The sequence below is a fragment of the Methylobacterium sp. UNC378MF genome (assembly GCF_900103195.1).
Lineage (GTDB): Bacteria > Pseudomonadota > Alphaproteobacteria > Rhizobiales > Beijerinckiaceae > Methylobacterium.
Genome location: NZ_FMWU01000011.1, coordinates 1 through 25617, shown reverse-complemented (window position 1 = coordinate 25617; position 25617 = coordinate 1). Strand labels below are relative to the sequence as shown.

General features: G+C 68.9%; 24 protein-coding genes and 1 pseudogene. 15 read left to right on the top strand and 10 right to left on the bottom strand.

What is annotated here, in order from left to right; genetic code table 11:
- Window positions 1-19: 19 nt before the first annotated feature.
- Window positions 20-226 (bottom strand): hypothetical protein, encoded by a 207-nt coding sequence (locus BLT59_RS13055; protein ID WP_091780360.1) that lies wholly within the window; start codon window positions 224-226, stop codon window positions 20-22.
- A 346-nt stretch (window positions 227-572) separates the two neighbouring features.
- Here BLT59_RS13055 and BLT59_RS13050 point away from each other — a divergent pair, with 346 nt between their 5' ends.
- The 7 genes from BLT59_RS13050 (at window position 573) to BLT59_RS13020 (ending at window position 7383) form a co-directional block, all read left to right on the top strand.
- Window positions 573-881, top strand: a complete 309-nt coding sequence (locus BLT59_RS13050; RefSeq protein WP_175544008.1) for a UBP-type zinc finger domain-containing protein — start codon at window positions 573-575, stop codon at window positions 879-881.
- A gap of 190 nt (window positions 882-1071) precedes the next feature.
- A complete protein-coding gene (locus BLT59_RS13045) occupies window positions 1072-2112 on the top strand; it encodes a cupin domain-containing protein (protein WP_091780357.1) in 1041 nt (346 codons plus the stop codon).
- An 80-nt stretch (window positions 2113-2192) separates the two neighbouring features.
- Window positions 2193-3242 (top strand): FUSC family protein, encoded by a 1050-nt coding sequence (locus BLT59_RS13040; protein WP_091780354.1) that lies wholly within the window; start codon window positions 2193-2195, stop codon window positions 3240-3242.
- Entirely contained in the window at window positions 3239-3448 is a 210-nt protein-coding gene (locus BLT59_RS13035) for a DUF1656 domain-containing protein (protein ID WP_091780350.1), read from the top strand. Before BLT59_RS13040 ends, BLT59_RS13035 begins: the two co-directional genes overlap by 4 nt.
- 3 nt (window positions 3449-3451) lie before the next feature.
- The gene (locus BLT59_RS13030; protein WP_091780347.1) at window positions 3452-4435 is read left to right on the top strand and encodes an efflux RND transporter periplasmic adaptor subunit; all 984 of its coding nucleotides are present in this window, start codon (window positions 3452-3454) and stop codon (window positions 4433-4435) included.
- Window positions 4436-4452: 17 nt separating this feature from the next.
- Window positions 4453-6135, top strand: coding sequence for an FAD-dependent oxidoreductase (locus tag BLT59_RS13025; RefSeq protein ID WP_244513970.1), 1683 nt, complete (start codon window positions 4453-4455; stop codon window positions 6133-6135).
- A gap of 57 nt (window positions 6136-6192) precedes the next feature.
- On the top strand, window positions 6193-7383 hold the full coding sequence (locus BLT59_RS13020) for an MFS transporter (RefSeq protein ID WP_210185974.1): 1191 nt from the start codon (window positions 6193-6195) through the stop codon (window positions 7381-7383).
- Window positions 7384-7471: 88 nt separating this feature from the next.
- Here the strand turns inward: BLT59_RS13020 and BLT59_RS13015 are convergent, their stop codons facing one another.
- The 5 genes from BLT59_RS13015 to BLT59_RS12995 form a co-directional block, all read right to left on the bottom strand.
- On the bottom strand, window positions 7472-8095 hold the full coding sequence (locus tag BLT59_RS13015) for a response regulator transcription factor (RefSeq protein ID WP_091780344.1): 624 nt from the start codon (window positions 8093-8095) through the stop codon (window positions 7472-7474).
- 156 nt (window positions 8096-8251) lie between these two features.
- Window positions 8252-8665, bottom strand: a complete 414-nt coding sequence (locus tag BLT59_RS13010) for a cupin domain-containing protein (protein WP_091780340.1) — start codon at window positions 8663-8665, stop codon at window positions 8252-8254.
- Window positions 8666-8684: 19 nt separating this feature from the next.
- A complete protein-coding gene (gene actP / locus BLT59_RS13005) occupies window positions 8685-10349 on the bottom strand; it encodes a cation/acetate symporter ActP (protein WP_091780337.1) in 1665 nt (554 codons plus the stop codon).
- Complete coding sequence (locus BLT59_RS13000; RefSeq protein ID WP_091780334.1) at window positions 10346-10651, bottom strand: DUF485 domain-containing protein; 306 nt, start codon at window positions 10649-10651, stop codon at window positions 10346-10348. The genes actP and BLT59_RS13000 overlap by 4 nt, the downstream gene beginning before the upstream one ends.
- 27 nt (window positions 10652-10678) lie before the next feature.
- A complete protein-coding gene (locus tag BLT59_RS12995; protein WP_280141054.1) occupies window positions 10679-11926 on the bottom strand; it encodes an FAD binding domain-containing protein in 1248 nt (415 codons plus the stop codon).
- A gap of 239 nt (window positions 11927-12165) precedes the next feature.
- Here BLT59_RS12995 and BLT59_RS12990 point away from each other — a divergent pair, with 239 nt between their 5' ends.
- A complete protein-coding gene (locus BLT59_RS12990; protein WP_091780331.1) occupies window positions 12166-12891 on the top strand; it encodes a TetR/AcrR family transcriptional regulator in 726 nt (241 codons plus the stop codon).
- A gap of 92 nt (window positions 12892-12983) precedes the next feature.
- Here the strand turns inward: BLT59_RS12990 and BLT59_RS12985 are convergent, their stop codons facing one another.
- Window positions 12984-13976: a helix-turn-helix domain-containing protein gene (locus BLT59_RS12985; protein WP_091780327.1), complete on the bottom strand. Its 993-nt coding sequence runs from the start codon at window positions 13974-13976 to the stop codon at window positions 12984-12986.
- A gap of 107 nt (window positions 13977-14083) precedes the next feature.
- Window positions 14084-14980: a helix-turn-helix domain-containing protein gene (locus BLT59_RS12980; RefSeq protein WP_139174050.1), complete on the bottom strand. Its 897-nt coding sequence runs from the start codon at window positions 14978-14980 to the stop codon at window positions 14084-14086.
- Between the two features lie 104 nt (window positions 14981-15084).
- Between BLT59_RS12980 and BLT59_RS12975 the strand changes: the two genes are divergently transcribed.
- The 3 genes from BLT59_RS12975 to BLT59_RS12965 all read left to right on the top strand — a co-directional run bounded on the left by BLT59_RS12975 (window position 15085) and on the right by BLT59_RS12965 (window position 17994).
- A complete protein-coding gene (locus BLT59_RS12975) occupies window positions 15085-16566 on the top strand; it encodes a sensor histidine kinase (protein ID WP_091780322.1) in 1482 nt (493 codons plus the stop codon).
- Window positions 16559-16954 carry a response regulator gene (locus tag BLT59_RS12970; RefSeq protein ID WP_175544007.1) on the top strand — a complete coding sequence of 132 codons (396 nt, stop codon included), beginning with the start codon at window positions 16559-16561 and terminating at the stop codon, window positions 16952-16954. The genes BLT59_RS12975 and BLT59_RS12970 overlap by 8 nt, the downstream gene beginning before the upstream one ends.
- 203 nt (window positions 16955-17157) lie before the next feature.
- Window positions 17158-17994, top strand: a complete 837-nt coding sequence (locus BLT59_RS12965; protein WP_091780317.1) for an alpha/beta fold hydrolase — start codon at window positions 17158-17160, stop codon at window positions 17992-17994.
- 543 nt (window positions 17995-18537) lie between these two features.
- On the opposite strand, the gene BLT59_RS12960 is transcribed toward BLT59_RS12965, so the two are convergent.
- Window positions 18538-19161, bottom strand: coding sequence for a sigma-70 family RNA polymerase sigma factor (locus tag BLT59_RS12960; protein ID WP_244513978.1), 624 nt, complete (start codon window positions 19159-19161; stop codon window positions 18538-18540).
- 465 nt (window positions 19162-19626) lie between these two features.
- Here BLT59_RS12960 and BLT59_RS12955 point away from each other — a divergent pair, with 465 nt between their 5' ends.
- On the top strand, window positions 19627-19926 hold the full coding sequence (locus BLT59_RS12955; RefSeq protein ID WP_244513969.1) for a hypothetical protein: 300 nt from the start codon (window positions 19627-19629) through the stop codon (window positions 19924-19926).
- A gap of 87 nt (window positions 19927-20013) precedes the next feature.
- Here the strand turns inward: BLT59_RS12955 and BLT59_RS12950 are convergent, their stop codons facing one another.
- Entirely contained in the window at window positions 20014-20358 is a 345-nt protein-coding gene (locus tag BLT59_RS12950; protein ID WP_091780309.1) for a helix-turn-helix domain-containing protein, read from the bottom strand.
- 364 nt (window positions 20359-20722) lie between these two features.
- On the opposite strand from BLT59_RS12950, the gene BLT59_RS12945 reads away from it, so the two are divergent.
- The 3 genes and pseudogenes from BLT59_RS12945 to BLT59_RS12935 all read left to right on the top strand — a co-directional run.
- Window positions 20723-22486: a type I secretion system permease/ATPase gene (locus BLT59_RS12945; RefSeq protein ID WP_091780305.1), complete on the top strand. Its 1764-nt coding sequence runs from the start codon at window positions 20723-20725 to the stop codon at window positions 22484-22486.
- Window positions 22487-22489: 3 nt separating this feature from the next.
- Entirely contained in the window at window positions 22490-23854 is a 1365-nt protein-coding gene (locus BLT59_RS12940; protein ID WP_091780300.1) for an HlyD family type I secretion periplasmic adaptor subunit, read from the top strand.
- Between the two features lie 38 nt (window positions 23855-23892).
- Window positions 23893-25617 (top strand): annotated as a pseudogene (locus BLT59_RS12935) (hypothetical protein); the annotation flags it as partial.

Sequence of the window (25617 nt, the reverse complement as noted above, 5' to 3'; positions counted from 1 at the left end):
GCGGGCCTGTCCGAACGCCTCAGCGACGGTGGTGCCGATGGTGGCGACGCGGACGCATCACTCCGTACCGCGAGGTGATCCGCGCGCCACGGTGCATGCCGGCGAAATGGCCGTTGCCCTGTGCGGCCGCGTCCCGATCCAGGCCATCGCCGGCCGCGAGGCTCGGAGCGGCTGAGGCGACCAGAAACCCGACGAGCACGGTGGCGCCGAGGAGAAGTGACTTCATCGTCCATGATCCCTGAAGATCGCCCCGTCCGGGCGACGGAGTCCGGCCACGTGGACGCCGCGAGCATTCCGGAGCGACGCGCAGGTGGATGTTACATGGACTAAAGTAAGCAGCTTCAGGAATATTGATGGATCCTATCCTTTTGGAACATTCGTGCCACGTCACTCGGCCACCATCACCTGACGATCTCATGCCGATGCCGATGGAACCGATCCGATCGTCCAAATGGCCGCCGCTTTCGACAAGATGCGTCGGTGCGATCGCGGTCTCTTGGGTGAGGCTGCGTGCGGATCACGCGCCTCCGGCGCGATCCAGCATCGCGGCCGATCAAGCAGGGAGACGCCGGGTGGTGCCAGTGTGCAGGCACGTTGCAGGCATCCAGAGGGTGACGCCGAGTGCGCGCGGCTGTGAGGATTGTCTCCGGATCGGCAGCGCATGGTTTCACCTGCGCGTCTGCCGAACCTGCGGTCACGTGGGCTGCTGTGATCAGTCGCCCATGCGCCATGCGACAGCGCATTTCCACGCAACCGAACATCCCATCATCGAGGGATACGATCCTCCGGAAGGTTGGGGCTGGTGCTATGTCGACGCGGTCATGATCGATCTCGAAGGCGACACCACGCCTCAAGATGGTCCGATCCCGCGATATTACTGACTTCGCCAGGCTTTAGATCCGACAACGACCAAAGATCGTCGAGCCCGGGATTTTTGGCGCGCGCCGGTGATGCGTGGGGCCTCCGGCCCGCCCGGGCACCGCGCGGCCGTTTCACCGCTGTCGGGCGTGACGCGGCGCATCGCTCTGAGCGCCCTTCGGGCCGCAACGCTTCTCTTGCAACGAGGATTGCATGGTGACCACCACGGATCTGTCGTTCCGCTACCGCCTCGAGGAGCAGCCGCCTCGCCTCGGACCCGGAGGCGTCACCCGGGGCGCCTCGGTGAAACAGTTTCCGGCCAGTCAGGGTCTTGCCGGCGTGTCCATGCGGCTCGCGCCCGGCGGCATGCGGGAGATGCACTGGCACGCCAACGCTGCCGAATGGGCCTATGTCGTTTCGGGGTCCTGCCGCACCACCATCCTGGACCCCGATGGCGGCTCGGCAATCGACACGTTCGGTCCCGGCGACGTCTGGTATTTCCCCCGCGGCTGGGGACACTCGATCCAGGGGCTCGGACCGGATGAGTGCCACTTCATCCTCATCTTCGACAACGGCGACTTCTCCGAGGATCACACCTTCAGCGTCACGGATTGGTTGGCGCATACGCCCGCGGCCGCCCTGGCGCAGAATCTCGGCCTCAGCGCGGCGGATCGAGCCGGTTTGCCCCATGGCGAGGCGTATTTCGCTCTGGGGCCTGTGCCGGATGACCGATCGCCCGATGCGGCGCCCCGGGCGCGGCCGGAACTGACCTCACGTCACCGCTACCCGCTCCACGCCCAGGAACCGCGGCGCGTCCCCGGAGGCGGCACCCAGCGCACCGTCACGGTCGACGAATTCCCGCTCTCGACCACGATGGCGGGATCCGTGCTCGAGATCGAGCCGGGGGCGATGCGGGAGCTGCACTGGCACCCGAACGCCGACGAATGGCAATATTACCTCGCAGGCTCGGCCGAGATGGCCGTGTTCCTGGCGGAAGGTCACGTCGTCGTCGAGACCTTCGACGCGGGCGATGTCGGCTACGCCCCGATGGGATCGGGACACTACATCCGGAATACGGGGCCCGGCATCCTCAAGGTGCTCATCGGCTTCAACAACGGGCGTTACCAAGCCAACGATCTCTCGGCGTGGCTGGGCTCGAACCCGCCGGACGTGCTGGCGACCAACCTGGGGGTGCCACGTCCCGTAGCCGAGGCGCTGACGCGCCATCGGGGCTTTCTGATCCCGGGAGCCTGACCGTGACTCGGCCGGGCAACGCCGCCCGGCAAGCCCGAAGCCCGGCCGGACGCCGCGTCGGCCGGGAGCGTCCCTCAGCGATGACGCATTCCTTGATCGACCACCTGTCCCACGGTCTGAGGCGTCTCGCGGCGACCGGTGTGCCGTTCGGAATCCGGACGACGCTGGCCGCCCTGACGGCGCTCTGGCTGGCCATGTGGCTTCAGCTCGACACGCCGCGCTGGGCTGCCTGGACGGTGATGTCGCTGGCCTTGCCCACCCGCGGCCTGGTCGCCCGGAAAGGGGCATGGCGGATGATCGGTACCGTGCTGGGGCTCGTCGCCGGCGTGGTCGGGATCGCGGCGTTCGCTCAGGCGCCGATCGCCCTGGGGCTGTATCTGGCCCTGTGGTTCGGGCTCAGCGCCTATGTCGGGGGGAGCCTTCCGGGTCTCGCCTCCTACGGGGCCGCCCTGGGCGGCCTGACCGCGGGCCTGATCGTCGTCCTGAGTTCCGATGCGCCCCTGTCGGTGTTCGGAACGGCTTTGGCGCGCGGTGCCGAGATCTCGCTCGGGATCGCCTGCGTCTACGCGGCGAGCGCGCTTGCCGAGATCGGCCAGGGTCCCCCGCCCGCAACTGCGGTCGCGGCGATGCCGAGTTCCGACGTGGTCGCCGCCAACGCGCTTCGAACGAGCCTGGTCGTCGGGGCCGCCTGGGCGATCTGGATCGCGACCGCTTGGCCGACCGGCGGCCTTTTCGTCGCCTTCGCGGGGGTCGTGTCGATCATCTTCGCCACGATGCCGGATTCCGACCGGCGTGCGCGCGCCTATCTCTGGGGCGTCGGCGTCGGCCAGATCGCCGGGCTGGGCGCGAAGTACTACCTCCTCGGCACGCCGGCCGCCTTCGAGATCCTCGCCGTCGTTCTGTTTCCCTTCCTCTTCGTCGGCGCGGTCGCGGTCACGGATCTGCGCACGACGGGGGCGGCGATCGGCTACAACCTGTCGTTCCTGACGGCGGTCGATCCGATGAACCCGATGCAGTACGACCTCATCGGCTCGCTGAACCAGAGCCTGGCGGTCTTCGTCGGCATCGCCTTCGCGGTCGCGGCTTTCGAGGTGGTGCTCCCCGGGCGGATCTGGAGGACCGCCCCATGATGCCGCTGCGCGAGATCGACATCCTGGGGGTTTTCGTGGCGCCCTTCGCACCCTGCGTGCTGATCGCCGTCTGCGTGACCGCCGCCGCCGTCGTCACCTTGCGCCGGGTCCCGGCGACCCGGCCTTGGTCGCGTTCGCCGCTGATCGAACTCGCCTGCTTCACCGTGACCCTGTCGGGGCTCGTCCTCATGCTCGGGCGTCTGTGAGTGATGCCAAGCCTCCAGCAAGGCAGTGCGCCGCCGGCGCGGGTGCAGCCGCCGACGCCGCTGCCCCGTCCCGCCGCCCCGTCGGTCTTCGGCCTCTTCGCGGTCGCGACGGTGCTGGCGGGCGCCGGACTCCTCGCCTGGCTCGCCTGGGCCTATTACGTCGACACGCCCTGGACCCGGGACGGCAGCGTGCGCGTCTACACGGCGCAGGTCGCGGCCGAGATATCCGGCCAGGTCACCGAGGTCCTCGTCACCGACAACCAGACGGTCCGCAAGGGCGACGTGCTGTTCCGGATCGATCCGCGCGACTACCGGATCGCGGTCAAGCGCGCGCAGGCCGCCGTGGCCCGGGCCGCCGCGCAGGTCGCCAATGCCCGGGCCGAGGCGGACCGCCGCAACAGGCTCGACGACCTCGCCGTCAGCGCCGAGGTGCGTCAGACCTACCAGAGCAACGCCGACGCGGCCGAGGCCGCCTACCAGGGCGCCGTCGCCGATCTGGAGAACGCCGAACTCAACCTCTCGCGCGTGGAGGTGCGCTCGCCCGTCAACGGCGCCGTGACCAACCTCCTCCTGCAGGCCGGCACCTACGCGATCGCCGGCCAAGCCGCGATGACGCTCATCAATTCCGACAGCTACTGGGTCGCGGGCTATTTCGAGGAAACGCAGCTGCGCCGCATCCGGGTCGGCGACGCGGCCCGGATCGTGCTGATGGGCTACCCGGGCCGGGTGCTGAACGGCCGCGTCCAGAGCCTCGCCGGCGGCATCATGGACCCGAATGCGACACCCGGCGTCGCCGGCCTGCCCTCGGTCAATCCCGTCTTCACCTGGGTCCGGCTCGCCCAGCGGATCCCGGTCCGCGTCACGCTCGATGCCGTGCCGGACGACGTGACGCTCGCCGCCGGCCTGACCGCGACCGTGAGCGTCGCGGCCGGGGCGCCGCCCCCGTCCCATGCTCCCGGCGGGACGATCCCGAAGCCGGCCCGCTGAACGGAGTGAGATCCCCGATGGTCCAGATGCTCGGCGATGCCGCGATGTCCTCGCCCCTCGACCAGACCGATCCCTATCTGCGGGAGGCTCAGACCTTCCCGCTCCTCGACGCGGGCATGATCGCGCGCATCGCCCAGTACGGCACGGAGGAAACGGTGCCGGCCGGCACGTTCCTCTACCGGCGCGGCGATCGCGCCGCCGACTTCTTCCTGCTGCTCGACGGCGCGGTGGAGACGTTCGACGAGGGGCCGGATCGCGAGCGGCACGTCTTCACGGTCCATCATGCGGGGCAGTTCACCGGCGAGACGAACTTCCTGAACGGGCGGGAATCCCTCGTCAGCAGCCAGGCCCGGACGGATACCCGGCTGATCCGCGTCCCGCGCCTGGAGTTCCGGCGGATGCTGGCGGCCGAGCCGGACCTCTCCGAGATCGTGATGCGGGCCTTCATCCTGCGCCGCCTGGGCTTCGTGCGGCACCAGCATGGCGGCGTGGTGCTGATCGGACCGAGCCACTGCGCGGAGACCCTGCGCCTGCAGCGCTTCATGACGCGCAACGCCTATCCGCATCGGACCGTCGCCACCGATCTCGACGGGGACGCGCCGGAGATGATGCGGCGCTTCGGACTTGGCGAGGCCGATCTGCCCGCGGTCGTCGCGCCCGGCCCGGTCGTCCTGCGCAATCCGTCCACCTGGGAGCTTGCCGACCGGATCGGCCTCACCGAGCCCCTCGACGAGGACCGGGTCTTCGACGTCGCGGTCGTGGGGGCGGGGCCTGCCGGCCTCGCTGCCGCGGTCTACGCGGCCTCGGAGGGCCTCTCGACCCTCGTGATCGAGCAGGAGGCGCCCGGCGGTCAGGCCGGGACGTCCTCGAAGATCGAGAATTACCTGGGCTTCCCGACCGGGATCTCGGGGCAGGCGCTCGCCGGACGGGCCCAGATCCAGGCGCAGAAATTCGGCGCCCATCTCGCGATCTCGCGGGCCGCCTGCCGCCTCGATTGCACGGATCGGCCGTATCGCATCGCCCTGGAGGACGGTCGGTCCGCCCGGGCCCGGGCGATCGTGGTCGCGACGGGCGCGCGCTACCGCAAGCTCGACCTCCCGGATTACGAAAGGTTCGAAGGGCAGGGCATCTATTACGCGGCGACCGGGACGGAGGCGCGGCTGTGCGAGCAGCAGGCGGTCGCGGTCGTCGGCGGCGGCAATTCCGCCGGGCAGGCAGCGATGTTCCTGTCGGCGACCGCCGCCCACGTCCATGTCCTGGTGCGCGGGCCCGGCCTGCGGGCGACGATGTCCGACTACCTCGTCCGGCGGATCGCCACGTCGCCGAAGATCACCGTGCACCCGTTCACGGAAGTGACGGCCCTCGCGGGCGACGCGTTCCTGCGTCGTGTCGCGTGGCGCGACACCAGAACCGGTGACGTTCAGGCGCAGGCGCTCGGCGCGCTGTTCGTGATGATCGGCGCCGCGCCCAACACCGAGTGGCTGTGCGGCTGCCTGCCGCTCGACAAGGGCGGCTTCGTGTCGACCGGCCAGGACGCGGACGGGCAGGCCCTGTCGTCGCCCTTCGCCACCACGACACCCGGCATCTACGCGGTCGGTGACGTGCGCGCGGGCTCGGTCAAGCGCGTGGCCTCCGGAGTCGGGGAGGGGTCGGTCGTGGTCCAGGCGATCCACCGCTTCCTCGATCCGGGCGTGGGCTGAGCGTCCGGTGCCGCGGTTCGGCCGGCGCGCCCGCGCCGGGCGTGTTCGGAGATGGCGATGATCACGCAAGACTCTCTGGAGATCCCGGAGCCGGCTCTCCTCCGGCGCGGGCTCACATTCGCGATGGCGGGCGCAGCCGGCATCGCGGTCGCCAACATCTATTACAATCAGCCGATGCTGAGCATCATGGAGGCGGATCTGCCCGGTGGCCTCACCGGGCTTGTGCCCACCGCGACGCAGTTCGGCTACGCGCTGGGACTTTTCCTGCTGGTGCCGCTGGGCGACCTCGTCGAACGCCGTGCGCTCATCGTCGGCCAGTTCGTGATGCTCGCCGTCGCGCTCCTCCTCACGGCCTTGGCGCCCAACGCCGCGCTGGTCGTCGTGGCCTCGCTGCTCGTCGGCCTGTCCGCCACCGTCGCACAGCAGATCGTCCCGCTCGCCGCCCACCTCGCCGCGCCCGAGCGCCGGGGGGCCACCGTCGGCACGGTCCTGTCCGGGATCCTCACCGGGATCCTGCTGAGCCGAACGCTCGCCGGGTTCGTGGCGACCCATGGCGGGTGGCGGGCGATGTTCTGGCTGGGGGTGCCGATGGCCCTGGGAGCCGGCGGGCTGATGGCGGCCAGCCTGCCGGTGAGCCGCCCCGCCCAGAGCCTGCCCTACGGCGCGCTGATGCGCTCGCTCATTCATCTCTGGCGCGACCTGCCGGCGCTTCGCCGCGCAGCCGTGACCCAGGCGCTGATCTTCGCCGCCTTCACGGTGTTCTGGACGATCCTGGCGTTCCGCCTGCAGGAGCCGCGCTTCGGCCTCGGCGCCGATATCGCGGGCCTGTTCGGCATCGTCGGCGCGGTCGGCATCTTCGCCGCCCCGATCGCGGGTCGCGTCGCGGACCGGCGGGGTCCTCACGCGGTGGTGGCGATCGGCGCGGCGGTGACCCTGATCTCCTGGCTCGTCCTGGGAGGCTGGAACGCCCTCGCGGGGCTGGTGATCGGCGTGGTCCTGCTCGATTTCGGCATGCAGAGCGCGCTCGTCTCGAACCAGCACCTGATCTTCGCCCTCCGGCCCGAGGCCCGGGGCCGTCTCAACACGATCCTGATGGGCGCCATGTTCCTCGGCGGGGCGGCCGGCTCGGCCGCGGCCACCGCCGCCTGGCAGGCGGCCGGCTGGCTGGCGGTCTCGGGCCTGGGCGTGTCGCTCGCCGCGGCCGCGACCGGCCTCCAGCTTGCCGGGATGTCGCGGCGAGCGCGATGAGGCTCATGCCGGCAACGGTGGAGACGGATGGCCCGGATCGCGGCCTCACCCCGCCGGGTCCGGCGAAGACCGGGACCGGCCGATCCGATCAACGCTGCCGGGTCGCCTCGATCCCGAGTTGATGCGCCATCAGCACGAGGTCCGCGAGCGAGCGGGCCCCCATCTTCGCCATCATGCGGCGCTTGTGGACCTTGGCGGTGATCTCCGTGATCCCGAGTTCGGCGGCGATCTGCTTGTTCATCAGGCCGCCGATCGCACAGCGCAGCACGTCGCCTTCCCGCGCCGTCAGGGCTGCGAGACGCCTGGACAGCTCGTCCTGAAGGCGGCCGGCGCGCAAGGTGGCCGCATCCATGTCCAGCGCGCGATGGATGGCCTCGAGCAGGACCGTGTCGCCGACCGGCTTGGTCAGGAACTCGACCGCACCGCCGCGCATGGCCCGCACGGTCATGGGAATGGTTCCGTATCCGGTGAGGAAGATGATCGGGACGGTGCAGCCGGCATCGCGCAGGGTCTCCTGGACCGTCAGGCCGTTCTGATCGGTCAGGCGCACGTCCAGCAGGATGCATTCCGGCGCCTCGCGCGTCCGGGTGATCGGCAGCGAAGTCGGATCCCGATGGGCGACCGCCGCGAGACCGGCCGACCGGCACAGGCGCGCCAGCGCGCTGCGCAGGGCCGGATCGTCGTCGACGATGTGGACGGTTGCTTCCGGCATGTCACCCGCAACGCCAAACGTGCCCGGACCGGGAGGAGCCCAGGCGGTTCCCGTGCTGCGGGACCGCACCGGCGTTCACAGCAAGCTTCGTGCGCGGCGACACGATCCGGCCGGCCACGGGGCTGCCCGCGCTGAGCCGGACGGTCGAGGCGGACGTCATCGGCCGGTCAGGGGAAGCGGTGCGTTCGCGCTGTCGAGGAACTCGACGGTCGTGAAGCTGAGTTCGGTCGGGCCGATATTCTCGAGATCGTGGATCATGAACGCGCCGGCCGGAAAGGTATGGTGCTGGGTGTCGCCCGGCTCATAAGCGACTTCGTTGATCCGGCCATCCGCATAATGCGAGCGGGCGCGCCCTCCGGTGACCGCGGTCCAGAAGTAGTCGAGCACATGCGTGTGGAATCCGATCCGCTCGCCCGGCTTCAGGCTGAGCGACCAGACCCGGACGCGCTCCGTCTCCGAGACGAGGCGGCTGCCGACCAGCCCGCGTCCGGACCCGGCGGCGAAATCCTCGCGCAGGTCCTGCGGCCAGTCGCGCGGGGGCGTCGGCCAGGTCCAAGTCTGCTGCGTCATGACCCTTCTCCTCGTCGGTTCAGTGGAGTGCCGGTGCGGTGGGCCGGTCGAAGCCGGTCTGCGCCGTCACGTGCTGGGCCGCGTAGGCCGCGCGGACCGAGGCGGCGGCCTCGCTCCGGTCCAGCCGCGACACCGCCCAGGAGGTCAGGAAGGCCAGGGGCATCGAGAACAGGGCCGGGTTGTCGTAGGGGAACGGGGCGGCGCCGAGCTTCAGGGTCGCGGTCCAGACGCCGGGGCTCAGCGCGACGAGGACGAGGGCGCTGGTGAGGCCCGCGAGCGATCCCGTGACCGCCCCGCGGGTTGTCAGGTCCCGCCACGCCACCGAGAGGAGGATCACGGGGAAGTTCGCGCTCGCCGCGATGGCGAAGACGAGCCCGACCATGAAGGCGATGTTCTGGTTCTCGAACAGGATGCCGAGCCCCATCGCGACCAGGCTGATGCCGATTGCGGCGGCCTTCGAGACCTGGATTTCCCTCTGCTCGGTGGCGCGGCCCCGGCGCAGGGCGCGGGCATAGAGATCGTGGCTCGCCGCCGAGGCCCCCGCGATCGTCAGCCCCGAGACCACGGCCAGGATCGTCGCGAAGGCCACCGCCGAGATGAAGCCGAGCAGCAGGGCGCCGCCGAGCTTGTCCGCCAGATGAAGCGCGACCATGTTGGTGCCGCCGATGACGCCGCCGGCCGCGTCCGCGTAGGCCGGGTCGCCCTGCACCAGCGCGATGGCGCCGAAGCCGAGGACGAACAGCAGCGTGTAGAAGATCGTGATGAACCCCGTGGCGACGAGGATCGAGAACCGCGCCTGACGGGCGTCGGCCACGGTGAAGAAGCGCATCAGGATATGCGGCAGCCCGGCCGTGCCGAAGATCAGCGCGAGCCCGAGCGACATCGCCGAGACCGGATCCCGGACCAGTCCTCCCGGCGCCATGATGGCGAGCTTCTTCGGGTGGAGAGCGACCGCGCGGGCGAACAGCGCCTCCAGGCTGAAGCCGAAGCGGGCCAGGATCAGCGTCGACATCAGGACGGATCCCGACAGCAGCAGGACCGCCTTGATGATCTGGACCCAGGTCGTCGCGCGCATGCCGCCGAAGACGACGTAGGCCATCATCAGCACGCCGACGAGCACCACCGCCGCCAGGTAGGGCAGCCCGAAGAGCAGCTCGATCAGCTTGCCGGCCCCGACCATCTGGGCGATCAGGTAGAACAGCACGATGACGAGGGTGTTGAGGCCCGCGACGAGGCGCACCGGGACTTCGGACAGCCTGTAGGCCGCCACGTCGGCGAAGGTGTAGCGACCGAGGTTGCGCAGGGGCTCGGCGATCAGGAACAGGATCATCGGAAAGCCGACCAGGAAGCCGACCGCGTAGATCATCCCGTCATAGCCCGACGTATAGATCAGCGCCGTCACGCCCAGGAAGGTGGCCGCGGAGGTGTAGTCGCCCGCGATGGCCAACCCGTTCTGGAAACCGCTGAGCCCGCCGCCGGCCGCGTAATAGTCGCGCGCCGTCCTGGTGCCGCTGCGCGCGGCCCGGACCGTGACGGCGAGGGTGACCGCGACGAAGCCGAGGAACATCGCGATCGCCATCGGATTCAGCGGCTGGCGCGTCACCGGCCCCGTCAGGGCGTCGGCGCGGGCACCGTCGGCGAGAAGGACCGCCGCCGCGGCAAGCAGGACGCGCGCGCCGGTCATCGGAGATCCTCCCGCAGGCGCCGGCTGAGGCCGTCGAGGCGCGTGTTGGCGACGAGCACGTAGATGAGCGTGAGCACGAAGCCCAGGCCGAGGAGCGCGACGCCGACGGCGAGGCCCCAGGTCAGGATCGCGCCGTCCTTGTCCCCGATCGGTGTGCCGAGGAGGTCGGGGCGGAAGGCGACCGTGAGGATGTAGGCGAAGTAGGCGGTCGCCATGACCACCGCCAGGGACAGGCCCAGGCAGTTCCGCTCGAAGCACAGCCGGCGGAAGGTTGGGTGGCTCGAGATGCGTGCGCTGTTCACTGCGTCCCCCTCTGCTGAGGCCTCGGATCAAGCCGCGATGCCGGTGGCGACGGCGGTCTCCGCCATCACGGCCTCGGGCCGGCGATGGCGCTCGGCCATGGCGCGTTCCTCTGGGGTGAGGATCTGGGCCTGCATGTAGGCGCCGAGCTCCCGGGCACGGCGGATCACGGCGGCGCCGTAGCGGAGGCGGGTCGCCTCGAAGGCCGCCAGGGCCGCGTCGCGATCATCGGGATGTTCCGCCAGCGCATCCACGAGGCTCTGCGCATCCGAGGCGGCCTTGGTCACGCCCATGCCCACATGCGGGCGGGCGACGAAGGCGGCATCGCCCAGGATGACGACGCGCCGGGCGAGCCGCATGCGGGGTGTTTCGAGGTCCTGGATGGCTTGGATGAACGGTTGCTCGGCCTTCTCGACGACCTCGGCGAATTGCGGCGCGAGGAGCCGTCTTGCATCCGCCCGCATCGCCGCGACGATCGCCGGCCGGATCCGGCTCGGGGGGATCGAGAGCGGATGGGCGATGCCGTCGATGTCGGTCAGCAGGTCGCGCAGGGCGGTGTCGGCGGCCGGGCGATACCACACGAAGTTGAAGCGGCGCCGGCCGCGCGCCAGCGCGTTGCCGGCCCCCGCCACCGGATAGCCCAGCATCTGCTCGCCGTCCGGCAACGCGAAGGCGAAATGGTCGAGGAGCGCCTCGCGGGTCTCCGGCGTCAGGGCGGCTTCGTCCACGAGGCCGCGCCAGGCGATGTAGCCGACGTAGTTCGGAACCGCCTCCGGTGAGAACTGGGCGCGCACCGCGGAGAAGATCCCATCCGCTCCGATCAGGAGATCGCCCGTCGCCGACGAGCCATCCGCGAAATGGGCCGTGGCGGCGTCCGGGCCCGCCTCCACCCGGGAGAGCGCGCGGCCGTGATGGTAGCACGCAGCGGGGAGCGCATCGCGGAGCAGGTTGTAGAGATGGCCCCAGGAGGTCAGGATCTGGGGAAGCGCCAGGTCCCCGATGACCGCGCCGTCCGCCCCCAGCACCCGCCGTCCGACCACCGACACGCCGACTTCGGCCGCCTGCCGGTCGATCCCGGCGGCCTGGAGGATGCGGAACAGTTCGGCATGGGTCACGATCCCGGCGCCGCGGCCGGACAGCTCGCGTCCAGCGCGCTCGAAGACGTCGACCTCCCAGCCGGCTCGCCGCAGGAGCAGGGCCGAGAAGAGCCCTGCCATCGAGCCGCCGATCACGACAGCCCTGGGTCGCGTCAGGCGCCCGCTTCCGGTCACTCCCACGTCGAGTCCTCCCTGATCGGGCGGTCCGCCCCATCGCCGGCGCGGCGCGTCCAGCCGGATTGTTGATTATCGATCGATCAACAGTGCGCAGGCGCAGGCGCTTTGTCAACCCTGTTGATCAAGCGATAAATTCGCTTCAGCGGAAGGCGATTACGGCTGTCGAGGCCGAATGACCGATCGGAGCGTCGGGCAAGTTGTTTATCGCTTGATCAAGGAGCCTGCTGTGATAACGAACCCCGATGGTCCGTTCGCTCACATCAAAGCCGAGCCTCGCCGGCCCGCTGACCGCCGCGCCAAGCCCGCGCGGGGCCGCGGCGGACACGCCACCGGCCGCCCGCAGGCGGTTGTCGCCTGCCGATCGGGAGAAGAGCATTGCCGCCGCAGCGATTGCGTTCTTCGCGGAGCGCGGATTCGAAGGCCAGACACGCGAGCTCGCCGCGATATTGGGCATCACCCAGCCGCTGCTGTACCGCTACTTCCCCAGCAAGGAGGCCCTCATCGAACGCGTCTACCAAGATGTGTTTGTCGGGCGCTGGGACCCGTTCTGGGAGGAACTCATCGGCGACCGCCGCATCCCGATCGCGGACCGCCTGACGCGATTCTACGTCAGTTATGCCAAGGTCATCCTGACACCGGAATGGATCAGGCTCTTCATGTTCGCCGGCCTTAAGAATCTGGACTTCAATGCGCGATATCTAAAATTCCTTCGAGACCGTATTTTCGAAGCCGTCGTCGAAGAGCTGAGAGATCATTTCGGCAGACCTTCTCTCAAGAGAGTTCCGGTACTCGATATCGAAATCGAGATGGTCTGGTCCGTCCACGCGTCTATATTCTACCTGGGTGTGAGAGAATTCATCTATCGCCTGCCTCCAGGCTGCAGCGTCCAGGATATCGTCGCGGCGAAGATCCAGATGCTCCTCGGCGGCGTGGCCGCGGTGCTTCCGGCCGCCGAGCCTGCACCGTGACGGGGCCGCCCCGGCCTCGCGGATGTCGCACAGGTTTGGTGTCCTGACCGCCCCCGGCACGGGTCGGGCCCCGAGAGCCGCCTCCGCACGGTTCAGGGCCTGCCCGGCTCTTGTTCGATGGACCGGCGCCAACGGCCCGGGCTCATATGCTCCTCCCGCGCGAAGACGCGGGTGAAGTGGCTCTGATCCGCGAAACCGCAGGACAGGGCGATGTCGGCCAGTGCCAGGTCCTGCGCGCGCATGAGATCCTTGGCGCGGGCGAGGCGCTGCCGCACCAGCCAGGCATGAGGTGAGGTTCCTGTCGAGCACCGGAAGGCGCGGGCGAAATGGCTCGCCGAGAGACCGCAGGCTGCCGCAACGACGGGCAAGCTCAGCGACTGGGCCAGGGTGGTGCGCATCAGGTCCTGGGCGCGCTTGAGCTGCCACGGTGCGAGCCCGCCGCGCACGGGCTTGGCGGCATCCGCCAAGGCCGCGTAGGTTCCGAGCAGATGCGCCGCCAGCGCCCGGCCCAGCTGGTTCCGGAACACCGTCGCCCCGCGATCCGACCGGTGAAGCGTCGCCGAGGCGCCGAGCGCGAGCGCGTGGATCGTCGCATCGGTCAACCGCTTGCCGCAAGCCGCCGTCAATGCGTCGAGGGGATCGGTTCCGCCGGCGTGAAGGCACGTGGCGACCTCCCCGAGCAGCGTCCTGTGCAGGGCGATATGAACCGCTCCGGGCAGGGGCGCCACCGACGTCGCCTGCCGCAGATCCTGCAGCAGGACGTTGCCGGATTCCCGATCATCATCGACCGCGCCGGACGCGGCGCCCCGTCGAGGCGCCGGCTGGACTTGCGGCTGGACTTGCGGCCGGACTTGCACGAGCAGCGCGTCGCAGCGCGCGATCGCGAGCGGCGCCTCCGACGTCTCGACGGAGAAAGCCAGGATTCCGGTCTCCTCCGGCCAAGGGATCGGCCAGTCCTGCGGGCACGATCCCGATCTCCGCGGCAGGGTGCGGACAGGCCGGCCACCCCGTGCCCGGGCGCGCGCAGGGGACGGACCGAGGCCGGTCTCCGCTCGATGAGGCCGCACAATGGACGCTTCGATCATCGCAGTCTCTCCTGGCTTCGCAGGAAGACAATATAGTACACTGTGGCGATAGATTTATATCGATGTTGCTGTCGTTTATGGCGATCTTGCGATTCTGCCTCCGCGGTTCATCCTATCAACTTGCGATATTCGGACGGGGCGTAGCCTTTGGCGCGCTTGAAGGCGGTCCCGAAGGCGGCCTGACTCGAGAAGCCGGAGCGCAGGGCGACATCGAGGATCGAGATCTTGCGGTCCGCCAGGAGCCGGCAGGCACAGGCCAGCCGCTCCGCGCTGACGAAGCCGTAGGGTGTCTGTCCGGTGACGCGCTTGAACATCCGGGCGAAGTGGAACGGGCTCAGGCAGGCCACGGCGGCGAGTTCGGTGATCGAGAGGTCACGCTCGAGGTTGTCGCGAATGAACGCGATCGCCCGCTGGATCCGGTCGGGACAGGAACCCTCCTCGGTCGACGGGGCGGCCGAATCCGGTCGGTCGTGCCCGTAGGCCTGGGCGACCCGCGCCGTCAGGGTCAGCGCGGCACTCTCCACCATCATCCGCCCGGCCGAACTCTCCTGGACCAGCTCACCCAGGATGGACAGGCCGATCTGGCGGATGAGCGGATCCTGGACATCGGCGAGGTAGCGCACCGTGTCGGCCCGGATGCGGGCGTCGCCGTACAGGTCCGCCAGGGCCTTGAAGCGGTCCTCCGGCAGGTAGATGTGCAGGACCTCGGACAGAGGCGCCGAGATGTTGATGTCGTCCTCGCCGACGCCGACCGGGCACAGCCAGATCGTCCCCGGCTCGACGGCCGTCTGCTGGCGCAGGCCGGCGCCTTTGCGGCTGACCTGCGCGCCGGGACAGCGCCGCGTCGCGAGGGTGATCTCCATCTGGGTGGGCACGATCGCCGGCAGGTCGCCCGAGGGATGGGACCGGAGTTCGGCAGCCACGCCCTGCCAGCCGCGATCGTGGGACGAGGCGAGCAGACCTGCATTCGGGAATTTGAGGATGCCGTGTCGGTGCAAGTCCATGCCGGCAACATGCAATTCACGGTTGGGACACGCCATTATACAGGCGTATCGGAGACGGGCCGGCCCGATCTCGGTAGTCTGACGGACCCAGGTGGATAGGCGGCATGCGGCAGGTCTTCTCGCGTTGGCCGAGCCTGGCGCAATCGGCGCGCCAAAGCGTCGCCGAGGACGATCATCTCCCGGACTGGATGCAGGCCGCGCCCGTCCATCCCGCGGCGATCCGCATGGAGGATCTTGCGGCGGCGGGGCTGGCGGTGGGGCTGCCCGTCGCCCTGGCGTTCCTGGCGGGCGTCCTGGCGGCGTCCCGGAGCAATGCCGTGATGGTCCTCGGCGGCGGCTTGGCGCTCTGCGCCGCGGCCGCGGCCGCGGCCCATGTCATGGCGCTGCGGCGCGGCCGGCAGAGCGCGGAGGACGGGTTCCAGGCGATCTACGAACGCTCCGGCATCTCGATCTGGCGCGAGGACTGGACCGCCGTGGCCGAGGCCGTCATGGCCCTGCGCCAGGCCGGGATCGCCGATATCGAGCGCCACTTCGCCGGCCGCCCCGAGGAGCTTCGCGCCCTTCGGTCCAAGGTCATGATCACGGACGTGAACGCCTTCACCCTGGAGGAGACCGGCGCGACGGCCAAGGATGCCTATCTCGGTTCCCTGGATCGGCTGCTGCCCGACACCGACCAGACCTTCGTGCAATGGCTCGTCGCGATCGGCCGCGGCGATCGCTTCTTTCGCTCGGAAGCGCACATCATGTGCGCCGACGGGCGCCAGCGCGACGTGCTGTTCACCGCGACCCTGCCGCGCGCGCGCGCGGGGTTCTCGGACGTGATCGTCACGTCGCTCGACGTCACGGCGTTCAAGCGGGCCCAGGCGCATCTCGCGGCCGCCGACACGGAACTCGCCCGGACCTCGCGGATCACCACGGTCGGGGCGCTCAGCGCCTCCATCGCCCACGAAGTCAACTCGCCGCTCGCGGCCATCGTGGCCAACGCCCAGGCGGCCCTGCGCTGGCTGCGGCGCCCGGGGCCGGACGTGGCCGAAGCGGCGCTGGCGCTCGACGATGTGATCTCCGCGGCGACCCGCGCCCGGGATGTCGTGGCGCGCACGCGCGCCTATCTCGGCAACAGGGGGCGGGTGGTCGCCCCGATCGATCTGGTGCAGGCCGCGCGGGACGCCAATCTCCTGGTCGAACGCGAGATCCGCAGCCACGGCGCTGCGGTCCATCTCGCCGCCGAGGACGGGATCCCGCCGGTCCCGGCGGACCTGATCCAGATCCAGCAGATCTTCGTCAATCTGCTGGTCAATGCAGCCCAGGCTATGGCGGAGTCTCCGGGCCGGAGGGACATCACGGTCGCGATCCGTCGGGTCGACGGCTCCGCCGCGGTCGATGTGATCGATACCGGACCGGGAATCGAACCCGACCGGCGGATACGGATCTTCGAACCGTTCCATTCCACCAAGGTTGGTGGAATGGGGATGGGCTTGGCCATCTGCCGGAACCTGATCGACGCGCATGGGGGCGACATCTGGGTCGATGCCGGCCCCGATGGCGGCGCCGCATTCCACTTCTTGCTGCCCTCCGCCCATGGCTGAACGCGCCGCGCGCAGACAGGTCGTCGCCATCGTCGACGACGATCCCTCGATCCGCTCCGCCCTGGATCGTCTCACCCGGGCGCTCGGATACGAGGCCCTCGCATTCGCGGGTGCGGAGCCGCTCCTCGCCAAGCTCGACGAGGCCGATATCGTGTTCGTGGTGACGGATGTGCAGATGCCCGGCGTGAGCGGGCTCGAACTCCTCAAGATCCTGGCTGAGCGGCGGCCGCACCTGCCCGTCATGGTGATGACGGCCTATCCGAGCGAATCCACCCGGGCGCGGGCGCTCGCCCTCGGCGCCTTCGCGTATTGCGCGAAGCCGTTCGAGGCCGACCAGTTCGAACATTGCCTGACCACCGCTCTCGGCGCTCCGACGCCGCCGTGCTAGGGCCGGCTCCGGGTCAGCCCCGCCTCCGAGCCAAGCTCCGCACGCGACATCGGGGCCGGGATTGTGAGGCCGGCCGGTTCGGCTGCGGCGGCCGCCGTGAAATCGTGACGCATTCGTGCAAGCGGGCGCTGGCGCGATGGCCTAATCCCGCGCTCGGCCGGCAAGAAGGGCTGCCGCCATTTGGATCAGGCACGGGGAACACCATGGCCACCGTTACGACCCGGGACGGAACGGAGATCTTCTACAAGGACTGGGGATCGAAGGACGCGCAGCCGATCGTGTTCCATCACGGCTGGCCGCTGTCGTCGGACGATTGGGACGCACAGATGCTGTTCTTCGTCCAGAACGGCTATCGTGTCGTCGCGCATGACCGCCGCGGCCATGGCCGGTCCGCCCAGGTATCGGACGGGCACGACATGGACCACTACGCGGCCGATGCCGCTGACGTGATGGAGCATCTCGATCTGAGGAATGCGGTCCATATCGGCCACTCCACGGGGGGCGGCGAGGTGGCGCGCTATGTCGCCCGGTTCGGGGAGCCTCGGGGACGTGTCGCCAAGGCGGTGCTGGTGAGTGCAGTCCCGCCTCTGATGATCCAGACCGACGCCAACCCGGAGGGGCTGCCGCGCGCCGTGTTCGATGGCTTTCGCCACGCGCTCGCTTCCAACCGCGCCCAGTTCTTCCTCGACGTCCCGGCCGGCCCGTTCTACGGCTTCAACCGCGACGGCGCCGAAGTGCTTCCGGGGGTGATCCAGAACTGGTGGCGGCAAGGCATGATGGGCAGCGCGAAAGCGCATCATGAGGGGATCAAGGCCTTCTCGGAAACCGATCAGACCGAGGATCTCAGAGCGATCACCGTACCGACCCTGGTGCTGCACGGTGAAGACGACCAGATCGTGCCGATCGCCGACGCGGCGCTGAAATCGATCACGCTCCTGAAGAACGGAACGCTGAAGACCTATCCCGGCTATCCGCACGGCATGCTGACCGTGCATGCAGACGTGCTCAATGCCGATCTTCTCGCCTTCGTGAGAGAATGATCTTCGCTGGGCGGGGTGAGCTTGCCCGCTGCTTGCCCCCGCCCAAAGCCGGAGCCGGTTCTGGTTTGCGGTCAGCCCTTCTCCATCGAGGGCCCGGCCCATCCTGGCCGTTCTCCGGGCGTCGGACGCCTGTCCCAGAGCCTCGCGCAGCCGGGCCGCATCGCGCTTCGCCTCGGTCAAGGGCCTCTCGCGCCCGCGGTTCTCCGCGTCGGGTGCCTTCGGGCGGCACGCATCCGGGACCTCCGGGCCGCCACGGCGCGCCCCGCGTGTAGACCGTCGCATTGCCGATGCGGTGACACGACCGTTCAGCGACCGGCAGGCCGCCTGCTGCACCGAAATGCCCGCCGCGGTTGGCCCTTCCAAACCTGCGGCGTGCAGGGAAGGGCGCGTGTGCCCAGCATCCGGGCAGACGGATCTGCGCGCCGTGGAACAGGCTGAGGCCCGCCGGCACCGCGCGTTCGGCATGCCCATCGCGGCTCGAGCATGCCGGACCGGCGCTGCCGCCCAGCCGGCCGCGGAACGCTCGTGCGGTGCGGCGCCCTCTCAGGCAAGATCCGCGACAAGCAGCGCACGGGCGCGGCTCACCCGGCTCTTCACGGTCCCGGTTTGACAGCCCATCACCTCGGCGGCCGCCTCATATGTCAGGCCTTGAGCGCCCACGAGCAGCAAGGCCTCGCGTTGGAGCTCAGGCAGCTTGCCGATATGTGACCATACGGTCTGCAGGTCGGACCCGTGCTCTTGCGCTGCCGGAGCAGTGAGTTGAGCTGCGGCAGCGCCGTCCACATCCTCGATCTCGCGCTTCCGCTTGCGGCACTCGGTATAAAACTGGTTGCGCAGGATGGTGCAGAGCCACGCCTTCAGGTTCGAGCCCGGTACGAACAGATCCTGCCGAGCCCAGGCACGCAGGACGGTTTCCTGCACCAGGTCGTCGGCGCGGGAGGCATCGGCGGTGAGCGATAGCGCGAACCCGCGCAGCCCGGGCAGCGCTTTGGTCAGCTCGGTGCGAAACACCAAGGCGCTCTCGCGGCTTTGCCCCTCCAGCACGGCATCGAGCTGGGCGACGAGCTCGAGCAGCCGCTGCGGCGTTTGCGCTCCGGTCAGCGCCTCGTAGGCCGCGCGCAGGTAAGCGCCGAGGTGATCCCGCACACCAGCAGGGAGTGAGGCCATATCGGGGGTGGCAGGCCGGCTCGGCCGATCAGACGCCGCCCCTTCGCCGATCAACGTGTCCGTCAAATCCCATCCTCTCATAGCGGCAGCTGTCCTGCCGAGCCCCGGTCCGCCAAGCGCCTCACCAGACGTGCCGGTGAGCCGCCGTGAACCATGCAGCGGGGGCTGCTCGGAAATGTGCGTCATCAAGCGTTCACCCATCCAGATAGGACCAGCCACCTGACTGTACAGTGAACATCTAACCCCGCAACCGGGGGATCGTTCTACGAGCCCCATGCGTTTGCGGGGCGCCGCTCGGCGGTGAGCGGAATCGGATGGGGCGAGCAGGAGCCGCGGGGATCATCGTGGTGGGGGATTTCCCCAGCCTCGGACGGGCCAGACCCGGGCGCTCGGCATCCGACCGTGCCGAACGAAAGCACCGGTCAGGGGAGACGCTCGACCGGAGCAAGGCCTCGAGGCCCGTTCGTGGAACGCCAATGGTCGCGCGGGGAGGAGCACTGGGCAGCGGCGATGCCAAAGAATGTCGCGTACTGGATTGAAGACAGGCCCGATGGACGGTTTGATGTTGTGGTGAAGCTTGAGTCCGGCAAGGTATTCAGGCGCTCGGGATGTCTCTCGCGTGCCGAGATCGATGCCTGGATCGAGGGCTTGCGCATGCTGATGGCTGCCATCGGTGCGCCATTATCGTCTGCCGACGCGGCGTCGCGGGATGCGTCTCCCTCCGGATCTCAGACGACGCACGATGCGGTTCGCGCCACGTCCTGAGCCCCGGCAGGCATCGTCGACGTGCCGGGCACCCCTGAGAGAGCCTGCTCATCGACGTGATCGGAACCTCAAGGGCGGCCCATGCCCTCAGCTTCGTCGTTTGCCCTCAGCTTCGTCGTTCTTGGCCCGAGGCGTGCGATCGCCGAACAGGATCTCGTATGTGATCGGATCGTAGAAGCGCATCACGTTCCGGACGAACTCGCTGGGCTCGATTGCCAGCGCCTCCGCCCAGGCACGGTACCGATCCGGAGGAATGCGGCCGCGCCCGGTTTCGAGCTGCGAGATGAACGTATAGTATTCCGCGCCGACGAGAGCGGCGAGCTGTCGTTGTGACAGGCCCTGCGCTTCTCTCAATTCCTTCAGATACCGGCCACCTTCCCGACGCAGCTCCAGCACCTCCTCCGAATCCAGGCGTTGGTAATGCGCGTACACGGGACCACCTTCCTGCGTGCGAGCGCTGCCGCGCGCAGCACCTATACAGTAAATACCATATAGCTGTGATGGCTCCGCGCTGTCCAGACGCACGGCAGCTGGCCTCGTCCCCCCGGCGAGGCGATGCTTGGCAGGCCCCTGAATGGCCCTATCATCCTTATATCGGGGACCGACATGAAGAGGAGGGAACCGGTGGCCGGATCGCTGTATGATATTCCCGGGCGACCGCCCGCAAATGTACACAATCACACCGTGCGGCCGAAAGCGCAGGCTTTCGCTCAGGGCAGCTTGCGATGCGAAGATCTCACGGGATCAATGCTTGAGGGCCGCTGATCGCGCCGATCGATTGCGGGAAGAGGGCAGTATGGGCGATCATCCTCTGCAGTCGGCATTGACCGGCGGCCTGCGTGCGCTCCGGCCGGTACTGGCAACGGTCGTGATTTTTGGCTTGTTTATCAATCTTCTATTGTTTGTCGCCCCGCTGTATATGCTCCAGATTTACGACCGCGTAATTCCGAGCAGAAGCGAAACGACACTTATCGGGATCACGGTCATCGCGGCGTTCGGCCTTGCGGTCTACACGATCCTGGACATGCTGCGATCCCGCCTGCTGGTGCGCGGCGGTGTGATCTTCGATCGGGAGATAGCCAATCCGATCTTCGATGCCGCCCATCGCGGCGTGCTGCTCCGGCCCGGAGCGCGGCACGAAACCGCGCTGCGCGACGTGGACGTCCTGCGCGAGTTCCTGACGGGCAGTGGCATGCTGGCCTTCTGCGACCTGCCGTGGATCCCGATCTTTCTGCTCGCCTGCTTCGTGCTGCATCCCTGGTTCGGCTGGATGGCGCTCGTGGGTGGCGGAATGATCCTCGGATTGACGTTGCTCAACGAGGTCGCGACGCGTTGGACGCTCGACGCCGCCAGTCAGGCCTCACAGCAGGCGGGGCAGCAAGCCGCCACGATCTTCCGGAACGGAGAAGTGTTGCAGGCCCTGGGCATGCTGGCTTCCCTGCGCGGCGGCTGGCGCCGGCACCACGATGATGTCTTGGTCCTTCAGGCGCGCGCAAGCGATCGCGCCGGCCTGATCGTCGCCGCGACGAAGTTCGTCCGCATGCTCCTGCAGACCCTGGTTCTGGGGACAGGCGCATACCTGGCCATCCACCGCGAGATCTCCGCCGGGTCGATGATCGCGGCTTCGATCATCATCGGCCGCACGCTTGCGCCGATCGAGGCCGTCGTGGGCAACTGGAAAGGCTACACGGCCGCCCGTGCCAGTTTTCGGCGGCTGAGGGAGCTCATCGACGTCGCGAAGCCCGAGACCCGCCGCCTGATGCTGCCGCGTCCGCGAGGCTTGATCGAGGCCGAGAATATTTCCGTCGCGGCACCGGGTTCGACGCGGCCAATCCTCAGCGCGGTGAGCTTCCGGCTCGAGCCTGGCAGCCTCGTGGGGATCATCGGTCCGAGTGCGTCCGGCAAATCCACGCTCGTGCGCACCCTCACCGGGGTTTGGCCCTTGCGCGAAGGGACCGTACGCATCGACGGCTCCGACTTGCGTCACTGGGACAAGCAGGCGCTCGGGCAGCACATCGGTTACCTGCCCCAGGACGTGGAACTGTTCGACGGCACGGTGGCGCAGAATATTTCACGGTTCGCTGCCGAGGGCGACGCGCGCGTGATCGAGGTGGCCCGAAAGGCCGGCTGTCACGCGCTGATCCAGGCCCTGCCGGAGGGATACAACACGGTGATCGGGCGGGGGGGACACGGGTTGTCCGGCGGCCAGCGTCAGCGCATCGCGCTGGCCCGCGCCCTCTACGGCGAACCGAGCTTGGTCGTGCTCGACGAGCCGAATGCGAGTCTTGACCAGCTCGGCGAGGCCGCGCTGATGCGGGCCGTGGCGGCATTGAAGCAATCCGGGACGACGGTGGTGATCGTGACCCACAAGGTGAGCCTGCTCGCCGATGCCGACCGCGTTCTGCTCATGAACGAGGGCCGATTGCAGATCTCCGGCACGGTGGAGCAGGTTCTGTCACAGATCACCGGTTCGCGTCCGGTCCCGACCTTGGTGCCGTCCGCCGGCCCCCTGGCCCCCCAGGGTCGCCGAGACGCCGAAACGCAGCGCAGCGCGGGATAAAGGATGAGCGCCCCTCAAGCCGCAACGCTGAACCTGCCGCGGCAGCGGCGAACGCCCGACGAGGAGCGGACCAGCGCCGGAGGTCCGACGAACTGGCGCTTGTACGCCGTCGCAGGCTACGCGATCATCGTCGCGACCTTCGGGGTCGTCGGGACCTGGGCCGCCACGGCGCGCCTCGACCGGGCGGTGATCAGCCCCGGCGTGATCGTGGCGGAAGGCAGCCGCAAGGTGGTGCAGCATCTCGAAGGCGGCATCGTGCAGGAGGTGCTGGTGCGGGACGGGCAGACCGTCCGTGCGGGCGACGTCCTGCTGCGCATCGATCCCGTACAATCGCGTGCCAGCAACGATCTGTTGCGCGGTCAGCTCGACGCGGCCCTGATCCTGGAGGCGCGGTTGCGCGCCGAGCAGGAGCAGGCTCCGGACCTGGTCCTGCCGCCGGAGATCGCGGCGCGGCGGGATGACCGTGCCGTCGGCCGCATGATCGACGACCAAGCCAGTCAGCTGTCGGAGCGGCGCGCGTCCTTTCAGGCACAGCTGGCGCTCATCGAGGCGCGCGTCACGCAGCTGAAGACCGAGATCTCCGGACTGGCGGTCGAGAAGGCCTCGGTCGAGCAACAGGTCGCTCTGATCCAGCAGGAGCTGGAGGGCCTGCGCGGCCTGCGCGAGAAGAACCTCATCCCGCTCTCCCGTGTCCTGATGATGGAGCGCGAGCACGCACGCCTTGCGGGGGTGATTGGGCGGTCCGTGGCTGAGACCGCCAAGGCGCAGAACGGCATCAACGAGGCGGCGATGCAGGCTGCGCAACTTAAGCAGAAGCTGCAGGAAACGCTTACGGCCCAGCTCCTGGATACCCGTCAGAAGATCGCCGAACTGCGCGAGAAGCTCATCGTCGCTCAGGACGTTTTCCGGCGGCACGAGGTTCGGGCCTCGCATCAGGGCGTCGTTCAAGGCCTGAAGGTCTACACGATCGGGCAGGTGATCCGCTCAGGCGAGCCGCTGATGGAGATCGTCCCCACGAACGATCGGCTCGTGATCAGCGTCCAGTTCGCGCCGAACGATCTGGAGGCTGTCCATGCCGGCATGCGGGCCGAGGTCAAGTTCCCGGCTTTTCAGACCCGCCGCACGCCCGCCATCTTCGGGACGCTGACGATGGTCTCGCGCGATCGCCTGCTCGATGACGGGACGAAGCTGCCTTATTTCGCCGGCACGGTCGAGATCGACGATCACCAGCTGCCCGAAGAGGTACGACTGCGCCTCCTGGCCGGCCTCCCTGCGGAGATCGTGGTCTCAGCCGGCGAGCGCACGGCGCTCGACTATCTGGTCGCGCCCTTCTTCGATGCCCTCGGACGCGGTTTTCATGAACGATAGAGGCCGTTCGTCAGTCCACGTGCGGAAGTGAGGTCCCTATGGGTGCGGTCATCTCGTTCTTCCGGCCCGCATCGACGAGCCAGGGCGGCTGGTCGCAGCAGGAACTCGCGGAATTCTACCGGGTCGAGGCGGCGCTGATCCGGGCCGGCCTCCAGATCGGCAGTGAACAGGGTCTGAGCGACGAGGCGGAGCCCTGGTTCGTGTTCTGCCGGCCTGACGGCGACGCGATCATGCATTTCGCCCGGATCGACGGCAGCTACGTCATTGCCTCCGACGTCTTGGACAGCCCGATGCGGGGAAGCGATTTCCGCGCCCTGATCAACCAAGTCGCCCAACGCTACCCGGGGCTCCTTCCGATTCCGCAAGGCGCCGACGGTACGAAGCTCGCGGTCCATCCGGCTGCCCTGCTCGCCGCTCTCGTCGCGGCTGCGGCTTTGAGCCTGTCGCCCCATGATGCATTGGCGGATGACCAGGGACGTTCGGGTGAAAACCCGGTCCCGGCCGGTCAGGCGGGTCCGTCGCTTGAGCACGGCGCGGCCGGCGGCGGAGATGCTGGCGATGCCGATGAGCGCGACAGCCACAGCAAGCAGTTCGGGGTCATCGTGTTCTCGGCGATGATCTTCGCTGCCGATGCCTTTGCCGCGGATCATGTCGAGCACGGGACGGAGGCGGATCCATTCCTCGCCTCTCGGGGGGGCAACGGCGCCCCCTCGCAGGGACACGACAGCTTCGTGATGCCCACGGGCGAGGTGGTTCGCTCGGCGAATGCGGGTGTTCCGCTCACCTCCGGCGCGCGCGACCACGGAGCCAGCGGCACAGCCGATCGGATTACTGCCGAACCGGCCTCGGCGGCCCTCTCCCCGTTGAGCAATGCTGATTTCAAAGACATCGGCCTCGGAAACCCGACGCTTGTGCACGGCCCTGCACGGACAAGCCTGGAGCCCGCCTATCAGAGTTCGGTGCATGCTGGAGAGGCGAGCACGGCGCGTGCCTCTGGTTCAACGCCTTCTTCGGAAGGCGGATCTGGTGCGGACGCGGCGGCATCGGGCGCCGCCGAAGTCGCAGGGCAGGTGGGTCCATCGCCCGCCACAACCGGTGAGGCTGCGCCTCAGCCTCAGAGCGCGCCGCAGATCGGCGGGCATGCGGCACCCATGACACCATCGGGCCCGATCGACGGGATCACCGCGACGCCGCCGCAGGATCCTGATCATTCGGCGCCTCCACGTGAGGAGTCCGCCGGAAGACAGGAACAGGCCGCGAGAAGCGGCTCTGCCCCGGGCGCAGGAGCGTTGCACGCGGCGCGGACGGTCGCTGATGCGGATCAGTCACGCTCAAGCGAGGGTGAATCTGATCAGAACCGGCACGGTGCCGACGGCCACGGCGCGGCCAACGGCACGAACGCGAGCCCGCAGCCAAGCGCGCCGCAAGCCCAGGCGAGTGCCGTCGAGCCAGGCCATGGCCAGGGCAGCGAGGCGCCCGGCAAGAGCGCCGAGGCCTCGGATCCGCTCAAACAGGCGGGATCGGACCCGCACGGTCCCGAGGGCCACGGCGCAGCCAACGGCACGAACGCGGACCCGCAGCCAAGCGCGCCGCAAGCCCAGGCGAACGCCGTCGAGCCAGGCCATGGCCAGGGCAGCGAGGCGCCCGGCAAGAGCGCCGAGGCCTCGGATCCGCTCAAGCAGGCGGGATCGGATCCGCACGGTGCCGACGGCCACGGCGCGGCCAACGGCACGAACGCGGGCCCGCAGCCAAGCGCGCCGCAA